Source organism: Streptomyces sp. AC550_RSS872, from assembly GCF_019049285.1.
In the GTDB taxonomy this organism is placed as follows: Bacteria; Actinomycetota; Actinomycetes; order Streptomycetales; family Streptomycetaceae; genus Streptomyces.
In genome coordinates this window covers 1,967-14,400 of the sequence record NZ_JAGMUL010000197.1, presented here as the reverse complement: position 1 = coordinate 14,400, position 12,434 = coordinate 1,967, and the positions used below count along the sequence as shown (strand labels likewise).

General features: G+C 68.3%; 12 protein-coding genes and 1 pseudogene. 8 read left to right on the top strand and 5 right to left on the bottom strand.

What is annotated here, in order from left to right; all coding sequences use genetic code 11:
- Positions 1-199: 199 nt before the first annotated feature.
- Both KUM44_RS41785 and KUM44_RS41780 read left to right on the top strand, forming a co-directional pair.
- Positions 200-1,582, top strand: coding sequence for an L-serine ammonia-lyase (locus KUM44_RS41785; protein WP_217214990.1), 1,383 nt, complete (start codon positions 200-202; stop codon positions 1,580-1,582).
- Entirely contained in the window at positions 1,576-1,764 is a 189-nt protein-coding gene (locus tag KUM44_RS41780) for a hypothetical protein (protein ID WP_217214992.1), read from the top strand. Before KUM44_RS41785 ends, KUM44_RS41780 begins: the two co-directional genes overlap by 7 nt.
- On the opposite strand, the gene solA is transcribed toward KUM44_RS41780, so the two are convergent.
- The 4 genes from solA to KUM44_RS41760 form a co-directional block, all read right to left on the bottom strand.
- Positions 1,751-2,896 (bottom strand): N-methyl-L-tryptophan oxidase, encoded by a 1,146-nt coding sequence (solA, locus tag KUM44_RS41775; RefSeq protein WP_217214989.1) that lies wholly within the window; start codon positions 2,894-2,896, stop codon positions 1,751-1,753. The genes KUM44_RS41780 and solA overlap by 14 nt on opposite strands.
- 20 nt (positions 2,897-2,916) lie before the next feature.
- Positions 2,917-4,320, bottom strand: a complete 1,404-nt coding sequence (locus KUM44_RS41770) for an FAD-binding oxidoreductase (protein WP_254390891.1) — start codon at positions 4,318-4,320, stop codon at positions 2,917-2,919.
- Positions 4,321-4,331: 11 nt separating this feature from the next.
- Positions 4,332-4,952: a RidA family protein gene (locus tag KUM44_RS46515; protein WP_308402848.1), complete on the bottom strand. Its 621-nt coding sequence runs from the start codon at positions 4,950-4,952 to the stop codon at positions 4,332-4,334.
- Positions 4,953-5,117: 165 nt separating this feature from the next.
- The gene (locus tag KUM44_RS41760) at positions 5,118-5,798 is read right to left on the bottom strand and encodes a haloacid dehalogenase type II (RefSeq protein ID WP_217214988.1); all 681 of its coding nucleotides are present in this window, start codon (positions 5,796-5,798) and stop codon (positions 5,118-5,120) included.
- Positions 5,799-6,410: 612 nt separating this feature from the next.
- On the opposite strand from KUM44_RS41760, the gene KUM44_RS41755 reads away from it, so the two are divergent.
- Both KUM44_RS41755 and KUM44_RS41750 read left to right on the top strand, forming a co-directional pair.
- Positions 6,411-7,097 (top strand): GntR family transcriptional regulator, encoded by a 687-nt coding sequence (locus KUM44_RS41755; protein ID WP_217214987.1) that lies wholly within the window; start codon positions 6,411-6,413, stop codon positions 7,095-7,097.
- Between the two features lie 942 nt (positions 7,098-8,039).
- Positions 8,040-8,249: a DUF2180 family protein gene (locus KUM44_RS41750; RefSeq protein ID WP_217214986.1), complete on the top strand. Its 210-nt coding sequence runs from the start codon at positions 8,040-8,042 to the stop codon at positions 8,247-8,249.
- Between the two features lie 631 nt (positions 8,250-8,880).
- On the opposite strand, the gene KUM44_RS41745 is transcribed toward KUM44_RS41750, so the two are convergent.
- Positions 8,881-9,129: a hypothetical protein gene (locus tag KUM44_RS41745; protein WP_217214985.1), complete on the bottom strand. Its 249-nt coding sequence runs from the start codon at positions 9,127-9,129 to the stop codon at positions 8,881-8,883.
- Positions 9,130-9,432: 303 nt separating this feature from the next.
- On the opposite strand from KUM44_RS41745, the gene KUM44_RS41740 reads away from it, so the two are divergent.
- From KUM44_RS41740 to KUM44_RS47865, 4 genes and pseudogenes are all read left to right on the top strand, one after another.
- Positions 9,433-9,906: a RidA family protein gene (locus tag KUM44_RS41740; RefSeq protein ID WP_217214984.1), complete on the top strand. Its 474-nt coding sequence runs from the start codon at positions 9,433-9,435 to the stop codon at positions 9,904-9,906.
- A 122-nt stretch (positions 9,907-10,028) separates the two neighbouring features.
- Positions 10,029-11,135 (top strand): alanine racemase, encoded by a 1,107-nt coding sequence (locus tag KUM44_RS41735; RefSeq protein WP_217214983.1) that lies wholly within the window; start codon positions 10,029-10,031, stop codon positions 11,133-11,135.
- A gap of 72 nt (positions 11,136-11,207) precedes the next feature.
- A complete protein-coding gene (locus KUM44_RS41730) occupies positions 11,208-11,942 on the top strand; it encodes an SDR family NAD(P)-dependent oxidoreductase (protein WP_217214982.1) in 735 nt (244 codons plus the stop codon).
- Positions 11,943-12,051: 109 nt separating this feature from the next.
- Positions 12,052-12,232, top strand: a pseudogene (locus tag KUM44_RS47865) (transposase); the annotation flags it as partial.
- Positions 12,233-12,434 lie beyond the last annotated feature (202 nt).

The window sequence follows — 12,434 nt, the reverse complement described above, 5'->3', positions numbered from 1 at the left end:
TCGCCGAGGTCGCGGACGTCATCGCCGAGACGCTCAAGGCGCCCTCTCCCTTCGGAGCGGCCGACGCGGACGCGCTCAAGACCCGGGTCAAGGCCCTGACGGACAGGCACCCGCTCTACCCCGGCCTGTAACCGACAACCTCCCGCTGGGGCGTGCCGGCGACCGCTCGGTACGCCCCTCCCATCCCACGGAGTATGGCGTGGCAATCAGCGTCTTCGACCTGTTCTCCATCGGCATCGGCCCGTCCAGCTCGCACACCGTCGGTCCGATGCGTGCCGCCGTCCGGTTCGTGACCCGGCTCAAGCAGGACGGCGTACTCGCCCAGACCGCCGGGATACGGGCCGAACTCTTCGGTTCCCTCGGCGCCACCGGCCACGGCCACGGCACCCCCAAGGCGGTCCTGCTCGGTATGGAGGGCAACGAACCGCACACGGTCGACGTCGCCCAGGCCGACCTGGACGTCGAACGGATCCGGCACACCGGGCGCATCCGCCTCCTCGGCGCCGAGATCGGCCCGGCCCACGAGATCGACTTCGACGCCTCGACCCAGCTGGTCCTGCACCGTCGGCGGTCGTTGCCGTACCACGCCAACGGCATGATCCTCTTCGCGTACGACGGCGACGGGGTACCGCTGCTGGAGAAGACGTACTACTCGGTCGGCGGTGGCTTCGTGGTCGACGAGGACGCGGTCGGCGCGGACCGGATCAAGCTCGACGACACGGTTCTGCCTCACCCGTTCCGCACCGGTGACGAACTGTTGCGGCTCTCCCGGGAGACTGGTCTGTCCATCTCCGCTCTGATGCTGGAGAACGAGAAGGCCTGGCGCACCGAGGGGGAGATCCGCGCGGGTCTGCTGGAGATCTGGCGCGTCATGGAGGCCTGTGTCTCCCGAGGGCTGGGCCGCGAGGGCATCCTCCCCGGCGGACTGAAGGTCCGTCGTCGGGCCGCCGCGGCGGCGCGGGCCCTGCGCGGCGAGGGCGATGCGACGGGCCGCGCCATGGAGTGGGTGACCCTCTACGCGATGGCCGTGAACGAGGAGAACGCCGCCGGTGGCCGGGTCGTCACCGCTCCGACGAACGGGGCGGCCGGGATCATCCCCGCCGTACTTCAGTACTACCTCGACTTCGTGCCGGGCGCCGACGAGGAGTCCATCGTCCGCTTCCTCCTCGCGGCGGGCGCCATCGGCATGCTCTTCAAGGAGAACGCCTCCATCTCCGGGGCCGAGGTCGGCTGCCAGGGCGAGGTCGGCTCGGCCTGCTCGATGGCCGCCGGTGGCCTCGCCGAGGTCCTCGGAGGGAGCCCCGAACAGGTCGAGAACGCCGCCGAGATCGGAATGGAGCACAACCTCGGCCTCACCTGCGACCCGGTCGGCGGCCTCGTCCAGATCCCCTGCATCGAGCGCAACGGCATGGCCGCGGTCAAGGCCGTCACCGCCGCCCGGATGGCGATGCGCGGCGACGGCCGCCACCACGTCTCCCTCGACAAGGTCATCAAGACCATGAAGGAGACCGGCGCCGACATGAAGGTCAAGTACAAGGAGACCGCGCGCGGCGGCCTCGCCGTCAACGTCATCGAGTGCTGAGGAGCGGGACGAGCGACGTCCTGGAGATCCTGCGCACCCGCTTCACGTCCACCCCCGAGCCGGACGGGGCCCGCGGCTCCGCGCCCGCCCAGCGCTGGATCGTCGACGGGCCCGGCCCGGGTCGGCGGCTTGCCCCGGTCGTGCGCCGAGGCGGCGGAAGTGGGTGGGCTACCTGGTCCTGAACCGGTCCGGACGCACGAAGTCCAGGCCTTCGACGGTCTGCTTGCCGAGCGCCTCGAGTGCGGCGATGTGGCCGTAGCCGGTGGCCATTTTGAAGCCCTTTCCGGAGAATCCGGTGGCACAGTAGACGCTGCTGTTCTCATCCAGCCAGCCCAGGAGGGGATGCCTGTCCTCGGTGAAAAGGTCGGGGAAGGCGTCGGAGCGCACGATGCTGGGGATCAGGCCGGGGAAGAAGTCGGTGACGATCTCGGTCACCTTCTCGATTTCTCGCGGGGTGAGTTCCCTGGGCACGGAATCCGGGTCGGGAGTCTCCCTTCCGCGCCCGTCCAGCGGTCCGTCCACCGATGCCTTGACCGTCACGCCGTCGACGGCGGGTGCGCCGTACAGGGAGTGATCGCCGTACAGCCGGCTGAAGACGGGGAAGTTCTCCGGTGAGAACTGCGTGCCGTCCTGGGCGACGAACCAGGTCAGGACGATCCGATGGGTTTCCGTGACGGCCTTGAGGTGGTCGGGCATGAGCCTTCGGGACCAGCCGCCCGAGGCCACGATGACCTTCTCGAACGTCCAGGTTCTGTCGCCCGAGGTGACGACCACGCCGTGGTCGGTTTCGGTGATGCTGTCCACGGGTGTGTTCCGAAGGACCGTGGCGCCGTTGGCCTGGGCCGCCGAGACGGCGGCGCTGACGGCGCGGTCGGTGCGCAGAACGCCGGCGCGGGGGTCGTAGACGGCGCAGTCGTCGGGGCGGAGGTTGTGCTGGGGGTAGCGTCCCGCCAACTCCTCCCGGCTGAGGACGCGGTGCTCGGCTCCGTTGAGGCGCGTGGTCTCGAGGAGGCTGTTGATGAAGCTGCCGTTCGCCGTCCCGATGGACAGCCCCCCGGTAGTGGTGAGGATCTCCTGCCCGGTTTCCGTTTCGAGCTCGGCCCACAGGCCGCGGGAGCGTTCGATGATGGGGTAGTAGTCGGGCTTGCCGAGGTAGACCATGCGGAACAGGCGGGTGTCCCCGCCCACGGCACTGCGGCCGTGGGCGGGGGTGGCGGCCTCGAAGCCCACTACCGAGTCCGACAGCCGGGAGGCCTGCCACAGGGCCATGCTCCCGATGCTGCCCAGGCCGATGACGGCGAGTTTCGCGTCCATGAGAGCGGTCTCTTTTCTCTTTACTCGTGAAGTCCGGCGAGTCTGCTGCCGAATCTGGCCAGGAGTGAGGTCGTGCGGGAATCCCTGCGCTCTTCCCACCGGTCGGCGATGCCGAAGAGCCGGTACATGGCGTGAACGCCCAGCCAGCGGATGGGTTCCGGTTCCCACTTCCGTGCCCGGTAGCCGACCCAGGGGAGGGTGGTCCGTTCGGTTTCCTGCTCGAAGGCGAGCTCCACGAGAGTCCTGCCACCGACGTAGGCCGACGTGACACCGTGTCCCGCGTAGCCGGTGGACGACCCGATGCCCGATGCCGGGTCCCAGTGCACGCCGCCGTTCCAGTCCCGCGTGACGCCCAGGACTCCCGACCAGGCGTGGTCCACCTCGAAGGGGATACCGGGGAAGAAGGTGCTGAGCTTGTGCGAGATCAGGTCGATCGTGGACTGGGCGGTCGCTCCGGCTCCCCCGGTGCCGGACCCGAAACGGTAGGGAACACCGCGGCCCCCCATCGCGATACGGCCGTCCGACGTCCGCTGGGCGTAGATGAACGTGTGCGCGGAGTCGCTGAGGCACTGCGGCCCGTCCCAGCCGATCTGTTGCCATGCCTCCTCCGGCAGCGGCTTGGTCACGATCAGCGAGGAATTGACCGGGATCAGACTCCGGCGGCCGAGCAACCGTCCCGAATAGCCTTCGGTGCAGATGAACGTCCTGGCCGCGGTGACACGACCGTTGGCCAGGGTGAGGGTCTTGTCCGCGACGCTGTCCACCCGGCTGCCCTCGTAGATCCTGACCCCCATGGAGGTCAGGGTGTCGGCGAGGCCGTAGACGAGTTTCGCGGGGTGGAACCGCGCGCAGTGCTTGTAGAAGAGCCCGCCGTGGACGGTGGAGATGTTGATCTGGGATCGGAACTCGTCGCGGTCGAGCATGTGGACTTCGTCGTCGGTCAGCCCGTACTTCAGGTCGGCATCACGCCTGGTGACAAGCCGGCCCAGCCCCGCCCGAGTGTGGGCGGCGACGAGCGCGCCGCCCTTGTGCTGATCGGCGTCGATCCCCTCGGCCTGGAGGATGTCCAGGACCGCGTCGACGCCGGCGACGAACTCCTGCTGGAGCGCCCGGCTCGCCTCCAGCCCTCCGCCGGCGCGGGCGAAGGTGGCACGGTTCCCCGGAGGCATCGCCGAGAGCCAGCCGCCGTTGCGCCCCGATGCGCCGTAGCCCACCTGCTCGGCCTCGAAGACGGCCACCGAGAGCGACGGTTCCAGTTTCTTGGCGAAGTACGCCGCCCAGAGGCCGGTGTAGCCGCCGCCGACAACGGCCACGTCGACGGAGTCCTGGCCGGTGAAGCGGGGGAATGACGGCCTCTTGCCGGCCAGTTGGGCCACCCAGAAGCCGAGCTCTCCGTTTCGAGGTGGTGCCGCAAGGGCGTTCATGGATGTGTCCTTCATACGTCTGTGGAACCGCGCGTGCCGGTACTGGAAGGTGGTGATGTACGAGGGCTCCGACGTCGCGAGGAAGAGGACGGGACGGCGTCGGCGATCTCCTCGGGAGTGGAGAGGCGCCCGAGCGCGATAGCCCCCTCACGCCCGCGGTGGGTGACCTCGGGGTCGGAGCTGTGTGGGAAGAAGGCATCGATGACTCGGTCGACGCCGTCTTGCATCGCGTCGGCCGGCACGATCGGCGCCGGGTGGCCATGGTGCCGGCCGAGGGCGTCGAGTGCCTGTTGAAGGCGGGGCACAACCGCACTGCTCATGATTGGCTCCCGCTGCACCGCAGTACAGATCACCTGGATCTCGACAGGGGCGTTGAGGGGGAGCCCGGCGACACCGATCGCGGTGCGGGCGTGCCGTCCGTTCTCGCCCAGTACCTCGATGAGCAGTTCACTCGCCGCGTTGGCGACCCGTGACTGCTCACCGAAGTCCGGCGTGCCGGCCACGAAGACCAGCATCTGCACGATCCGGACCCGGTCCAGATCGCCCACCGCCTGCACAGCGGCGGCGAGGCAGTTGAGCGCGGCATGGCGCGCGAGCTCCCGCGCCGTCTCCAGCTCCACGTCCAGGCCCACGACGCCCTGACCCAGCAGCTCGCCGTTCTTGGTAAGGCAGTTGGCGGGAGATGTGGATGCTGGAGCCTTTCCGAAGCCGAGTCACCCTTGACGGTTTGCGGCAGGGGCAGACTCACGTCGCCACCGCCTTCCTGCGGATTCGTTTCTCAGTTCTCCGCTCGGGCGTCAGGGGCGCGGCAGGCCGAACAGGACCGGGAGGTCGGCGATGTCGGTGATCCGCTCGTAGCCGAGCCAGTGCTCGTCGTGCTCCCAGCCGCGGTCGACGTACACCTTGTTCTTGATGCCCATGATGGCCGCTGAACGCAGGTCGTACATCGGGCTCGCGGAGACGTGCACGAGCTCGTCGGGTGTCACGCCGAGCTTATCGAACATGTACTCGAATGCACTGAGTCGAGGCTTGTACACGCCCATCTCCTCGGCGCTGATGACGACCTCGAACGGTGCCTTGAGGTTCTCTGCGAGGCGCACGGCGTGGGCGGTGTCGCTGTTCGTGATGATGACCAGCGGGACCGCCTCGGCCAGGCGGTTCAGCGCCTCGGTGACGCCGGGGTGCGGGCCCCAGGTGGGGATGCGCTCGTACACCGCCCGCGCCTCGTCCTCGCGGTACTCGAGACCGACGCTGCGCGAGGCGCGTTCCATGGAGCGGGCGACGACCTGATGGAACGGCTGGTACGCGCCCGTGCACTCGTCGATCCGGTACGCCTTGCAGATCCGCAGGTACTCATCGGCGAGCTCGGCCGGCAGCCGGTCTCCCAGGACCTCACGCATCGTGTCGTTGATGCTGAAATTGATCAGCGTTCCGTTCATGTCGAACGTCACGAACTTGGGCTTGACGTCGAATACCACTGGCCCTCCTAGTGTTTCCGTGGAGCTGTCCGGCATTCTGGTCGATTGTCGACCACCGCCGTTTGGTCGATTGTCGACCAAACGCCTCTCGACTGTCAACAGCGTCGGAGGAGTACCTCGGTCAGATCCAAGCGGCTCTCGGTCGGGGTCGCCTCCGAGTACGTGCGGACCGGCAACCAGTACCGGATCGTCGAGCGCCTCGGTGAGCGCGAGCCCCGGACCGGACCATGTGCAGGTTGGGTCTGGAGTAACCGGAGAGCGACGGTCCGGCCGTGCACAGGGAGATTCCCGCGCGGGGCGCGTACCTGGGTGTCACGCAGGGTGTGGCTCGTCGAGCGGGCCGCGAGCATCGGCAACGTCACCGGCGGGCCAGGTGCTCGTCTTCTCACGCAGAACCTGCCACAAGCACCCGTGTCGCCGGACCGGCATCGGCCTGATAGCGAAACGGCTCACGGGACACCGACCTGTCGCCGCGACCCGTGAGCCGGAGGGGGAGCGGCTGTGAATTCGGGGAGCTCCTGCCAGACAGTCAACTCGGAGTGGGACGCAACCAGCAGAGGTATAGTCGACAAACGACCAAGTGGTCGGTAATGAGCAAGGGAGGGCCACGGGGTGGACCACAAGTTCGAGTGGCAGGAGCAGCGGACGACGACGCCGGACGGCGTCTACCGCACACTGCGTGCCGCCATCCTCGATGGGGCCGTACCTCCTGGTGGCCAGCTGCGCGAGGCGCACATCGCCGCGGATCTCGGGATCAGCCGGTCACCGCTGCGCGAGGCGCTGACCAAGCTGGAGGAGGAAGGGCTCGTCGTCAAGATCCCTTACCGTGGAGCGTTCGTCGTAGAGGTGAGCGCTCGCGAGGTCGCCGAGATCGACTCGGTCCGGCTACGTGTCGAGCCGTACGCCGCCGAGCTCTCGGCCGAAGCACTGCGCGGTCCTGAGCGGTCCCAGCTGCTGCGGACCGTCGAGGATCTCCGCCGCGCAATGGAGAAGGACGACATCCCGGCCAGCATCGACGCACACCTTCGATTCCACAGGCTCTTCTACGATCTCTCGGGGCACGGTGTCCTACAGAGTCTCTGGAACGGCTGGGAGACCAAGCTGCGCCTCCACCTCAGCGTCGATCACCGCACTTACAGCGACGACCCGCATCAATTGGTCGTCGAGCACGAGAGGTTGGCCGCGGTTGCCTTGGAAGGTGACACCGACGCGTTCCGCCAGGAACTGGCTGCCCATTTCCCCAAGGGGCTGGGAGCCCGGACGGGAGACCCAGGGGAACGCACGCCCCGGCATGTATGAGGCCGTGTCGCCCGCGTGAAGTGTCCAAAGTCAACCTCCTTCAGCGGGGTGGACGCGAGGCGGTACGGCTCGGTGCGGCTGGTGCCGTCCAGGTAGGTCACCGTCATCACCGGTTGCGCCACCCGCTCGGACATCACCTGCCTGCGGGTCACCACGGCGATACCTGGCGCGGCCCTTGTCCGAGGTAGGGGCGTCTTCCAGGACCGAGCGCACCACGGTGGAAATCCGGAGAAGTTCCGGTCCGACAGCAGCGTGCCCGCCGGCAGGGCTCCCGGCAGACGGTTGGCGAGTGTCTGCTCGCTGACCAACCGCGCCGATCGCAGCGTGGACCACTGCAAGGGTCCCGCACTCCACCAGCGCCAGCACCCGGGTCTTCCCGAACCCGGATGGAGCGGCTGCGCGGAGTCCTGGATGCCTCCCATCGTGGCCACGAACGGTCCGATTCCGTCCGGTCGGCGGCCCCGCACGCAATGACGGACTCGATCGCGCACCGCGACCAGGACAATGCGCCCATGCCACCGGGTTCGTCGAGGATGCCCCGGTGCGGCCCGGCCCGGCCCCTGGGCGAAGCGCCGGTGCGTGGTGGCGGCAGCCGCCCACGAGCTGCGGCAGCGCCACGCCGCCGCATGGCCGGCCTGAACCCGGAGGCAACTGCCCGCCAGGTGAAGCCAGGCGGGCGGTCGGGTTGCACCCCGGCGGCGCCGTCCGCACCGTGCCGACGTTCAGCGGGCAACTCTGGACAGCGAACGCTGACTGACAGTCAGGTCAGCTGCTTCACCGCATCGCACACGGGCCATGCGATTCGCGATCGAGTCTCAGTCTTGACAAAGTCTAAACTGGAACCTACTTTTCAAGCTCCTTGAGTAGGTGTGCGCGGCCTGGATGGGTTTGTTCATGTTGGCTGGCCGCCACACCGGGCCCGCGCTGAAATCGGAGTTGAACATGAGGTGCTACGACTGCCTCCAGGAGGCGCGCAGCGACACCACCGGCATCGGTGTGTGCTCGCGCTGCGGCTTGGCCACCTGTGAGAATCACGCCCGCGTACGTCAGGTGCAGGTCACCCGCCAGGTCGGCATGGGCGCCGCTTACGGACGTATCCCGGCACGCAGAGTGGTATGCCACACCTGCGACATGGCCGAGACGGCACACTGACCCGCATGGTGCGCTTGTCGCGCCACATCATCGGTCGCCGAACGTGCGCCGCCTGTCCGAGCACCCGTTCTTGGCCCGCCCGGACGCCGCCCCGGATCAGTGGTGCGGCGTCCGGGCCTCAGTCGTGGCCACGGTCGGTGCGCCATGCTGGAGGCACGACCGTGGACGACGAGATGTCGTAGGGGCAGGACGAGGACGGATCAGTTGCCGGGTGTCCAGGACGTCGACGGCAGCGTAGGCGGGGCACCCTGCTTGGACCCGGGGACTTCAAGGGCTGCGCGATCGAATGCCGGCGTCTGTGCTGTCGTGATCGGTCCGCCGCGGGACCCTGACAGGCGGGGCCATCAGTCGGCCTGCGTCGGCGGCGGGCGCGTCGATGTTCGGCACGCTCAGGCCTGTTTCCTCTGCCCTGCCTGTTCTGTCCCGCCTCGTCACCCTTCTTGGCGGGCTTGCTCCTGCTCGGTGGCAGCTTCCTCAAAAGCCTCCATGGCGTCCCCTCCGGGGGTCGTCCTGGCGCGTCGTGGTGAGCGCGGACGGTCGTGGAGTCCACGCTGACGGCGAAGAGGCCGGCGTTCCTCCCGACGCGCAAGTGCCCGTAGGTGGTCGGTCAGTCCCGAACTCGCCTGGCATCTCACGCGCGCCACTGCGCGCCTGCCCTGAACCGGCGCATCGCACCGTCGAACTGATTCCGCAGCTGCGCAGGGTAGGCGCCGTACTCGCCTATCGCCAAGAACGACGCGGTCAACTTCCGCTGTTCGCCGGTGAGTTGTCTACGCGGCACGGTCGTCTTCCTGCCGGATCTGCCTTCCGGGTGGATCCGGATCGGCTCGACCATCCGTGTCAACCGCTCGGGAATCCCGCAGCCGTCAGCGATCGTCATGCGGACAGGTGTGGTCATGGCGTCGACCGTCGCGTCCAGCTGGGGCGGATCGAGCCGCAGACGGTGTGCCAGGTCGTGCTCGGGGCTGAAGTCTGTATTGACAGTGCTCGACGGGCGGCCATATGGTCGACAAACGACAATGTGATGGCGATTTTAAGCCACCATGCGGCGTTTCTCCGCCACTGTTACTCGAGAGGAGAACCGAGTACAGATGATCAAGATTCATGCGAAGCGGGTTCTCGTGGTCAGCTGCGAGGGTTTGCGTCCTGTGCCGTCCACGGCGGTGGCGCGGTGAGCCGGCCCGTGACTTCGACAGCGAACAGCGGCCCGGCTTCCGATCGGCTCCAGGCCCTGGGCCTGAACCTTCCCGACCTCGCTGGTAACCCGTACTACGTGCACCACCGGACCGTGGGCTCCAGCATCTACATTTCGGGCCAACTGCCTTACAAAAACGGCGAGCTGCTGGGTCAGGGCGTCGTGGGCCTGGACGTGGAGCTGGAGACGGCGCGGGAGCTCGCGCGCCATGCCGCGCTCAACTGCCTCGCCGCCGCTGTGCAGGCGGTGGGCGATCTGGACCGGGTCCGGATCGTGCAGATGCTGGTCTTCGTGGCCGGCACGCCGGACTTCGGTGAGCAGTCACGGGTCGCCAACGCGGCGAGTGAACTGCTCATCGAGGTACTGGGCGAGAACGGACGGCACGCCCGCACCGCGATCGGTGTCGCCGGGCTGCCGCTCAACACTCCGGTCGAGATCCAGATGGTCTGCACGGCTCTGTAGGGCAGGCCCGACGGCAGCGTACGCACGTGCGCGCGATATCGCGGGCCGCGCGCGTTCGGTATCCAGGGGAGTCAGCACCCGCGCCCCTCGATCATTCCAGGCACAACCACAAGGAGCGCAGCGTGAACCGGCTGCAACGAGCACTCGACGCTCTGGTCGAGCGGATCGACACCCCCGCGCCGATCGTGCTGGTCGACGTCATGCAGGGCAACATCGACCGCATACAGGGCTTCGCCGACCAGCACGACCTCAAGGTCAGGCCGCACGTCAAGACGCACAAGTGTGTGGAGATCGGGCGACGCCAGATCGAGGCCGGCGCGGTCGGGATCACCGCGGGAAACGTCGGTGAGGCCGAGGTCTTCGCCGCGGCCGGGTTCGACGACATCTTCCTCGCCTACCCGATCTGGGCCGCGGGATCGAAGAAGCCCCGGATCCGCAGGCTCGCCGAGTCCGCCCGGCTGCGGGTCGGCGTCGACAACGCCGCGGCGATCGAGGCCCTCGCCGACGCGATGGGAGACGAACCGGACCGGCTGCAGGTCGTGATCGAGGTCGACTGTGGCGCCGGTCGTTCCGGGGCGCCGCCCGAGGCTGCGGGTGATCTCGCGCTCTCCGCCCGCAAGCGCGGTCTGGTGCCGGTGGGCGTCTTCACCTATCCAGGTCACGGCGGCGCCGGCCGGGACGCCCGCCAGCGCGCCGCGCAGGACCAGGAGGCCGCGCTCACCACCGCGGTACGCAGCCTCGCCGATGTCGGGGTCACCGCTGAGGTGGTCAGCGCCGGCTCCACTCCCACCCTCGAGTTCTCCACCAGCGGCGTGATCACCGAGATCCGTCCCGGCGAGTACGTCTTCGGCGATCTGAACAACGCCCGGCTGGGCTCCTGCGAGGAAGACCAGATCGCGCTGTTCGTCGCCGCCACCGTGGTCAGCGACTGGGTCCCCGGCCAGGTCATCCTCGATGTGGGCACCAAAGCCCTCAGCCGCGAAGGCAGCCCCGAGATCGGCTACGGCGGCATCGCCGGCACCAAGGCGGTTCTGGGCAAGCTCAACGAGTACCACGGGTTCCTTCCGCTGCCGGACGGCGAGTTCCGCCCCAGCGTCGGCAGCGTCGTACCGGTCGTGCCGAACCACGTGTGCCCGGTCGTCCTCGGCTTCGAGGAACTGATCGTCACCGACAGCACGGGCACGTCGCTGCACCGCTGGCCGGTCGACGCCCGCGGATTCCTCAACTGACCGGCCCCAGGGACAAGACCCCGTGGCCGAGCCCGCAACCGACCGATCTCCCCCGTATATGGAGTGCCTGACATGAGACTCAACAACGTCACGGCCCTGGTGACCGGCGCCAGCAGTGGCATCGGACAGGCGGTGAGTTCCCACTTCCGCCGCGAGGGCGCGCGGCTGCTGCTCACCGGCCGCAAGGAGCGACTCGACAGCGCTCAGCCCGACGACCTGTACGTCCCCGGAGACCTCAACGACGAGGCGTTCGTCGAGAGCCTGGCCAAGCAGGCCGCCGAGTCCTTCGGCACCGTCGACGTCGTCGTCCTCAACCACGGCCTCCAGGCCAGCAGTCCGCTGACCGAGATGGCCTACGACGACGCGAAGAACGTGCTCGAGAGCAACCTGCTCAGCGCGTTCCTGGTGATGAAGCACTTCGCGCCGCTGATGCCCGAGACCGGTGGCTCGTTCGTCTGCGTCAGTTCGCGGCTGGGCATGGTCGGCATGTCCGGGCAGGTCCTGTATTCCGCCGCCAAGGGCGGCCTCATCATGCTCGCCAAGGGCGCGGCGATCGAATGGGCCCCGCGCAACATCCGTGTCAACGTCGTCGCTCCGGGCCTGACCGCCACCCCGATCATCGAAGCGGCGTTCCAGCGCAGGCCCGACCCCGAGGGCTACCGCCGCGAGCGCGAGAGCACGATCCCGCTCCAACGCCTCGCCACCCCTGAAGAGGTCGCTGACGCGGTGCTCTTCTTCGCGTCCTCGGAGTCGTCGTACGTGACCGGATCGGTCCTGACCGTCGACGGCGGGTACACCGCTTCCTGAACGCCGCTTCCTGAACACCCCTGCTGGGCATCACGACCAGCAATGGGCTGAACGACCTGCTCTCCGTTTCGCCTTCTGCCTCGGGCGACCGCTGATCGCGCCATGAACTGTGGTCACCGCCTGGTATGGCTCCAGCTTGCCCACCGCCACTCACCCGGTCCTCTAGCCGGTGTCGCTCCGACGACAAGGTCGTCGGGGACGTCGATCCACGGCGACACGCGCCAAAGCGGTGATCGGCAACACAAGCGGGCGATGCTCTGCCCGCGTTCGCCACCCTGCACCATCCCGCCCCCCCCGCCCGCGAGATAAGCCCCCCGCACAGCTGGTCCCACGCGTCCCCAGATGAGGAGTATTGCCATGAGTGATCCCCAGATCGGTCGTAGAGCGCTCCTGCGCGGAGCAGGCGGCCTCGCCGCTCTCGCCGCTCTTCCCTCCCTCGCAGCCTGCGGTACCGGCACCAGCCGCGCCTCGGCCGACGGCGGGAAGGGCGGC

What these genes read in the sequence shown, in the direction of transcription:
- solA (WP_217214989.1), bottom strand. Translation starts at nt 2,896, where the DNA reads ATGGACGCGAAACTCGCCGTCATCGGCCTGGGCAGCATCGGGAGCATG.
- KUM44_RS41770 (WP_254390891.1), bottom strand. Translation starts at nt 4,320, where the DNA reads ATGAACGCCCTTGCGGCACCACCTCGAAACGGAGAGCTCGGCTTCTGG.
- KUM44_RS41750 (WP_217214986.1), top strand. Translation starts at nt 8,040, where the DNA reads ATGAGGTGCTACGACTGCCTCCAGGAGGCGCGCAGCGACACCACCGGC.
- KUM44_RS41745 (WP_217214985.1), bottom strand. Translation starts at nt 9,129, where the DNA reads ATGACGATCGCTGACGGCTGCGGGATTCCCGAGCGGTTGACACGGATG.
- KUM44_RS41730 (WP_217214982.1), top strand. Translation starts at nt 11,208, where the DNA reads ATGAGACTCAACAACGTCACGGCCCTGGTGACCGGCGCCAGCAGTGGC.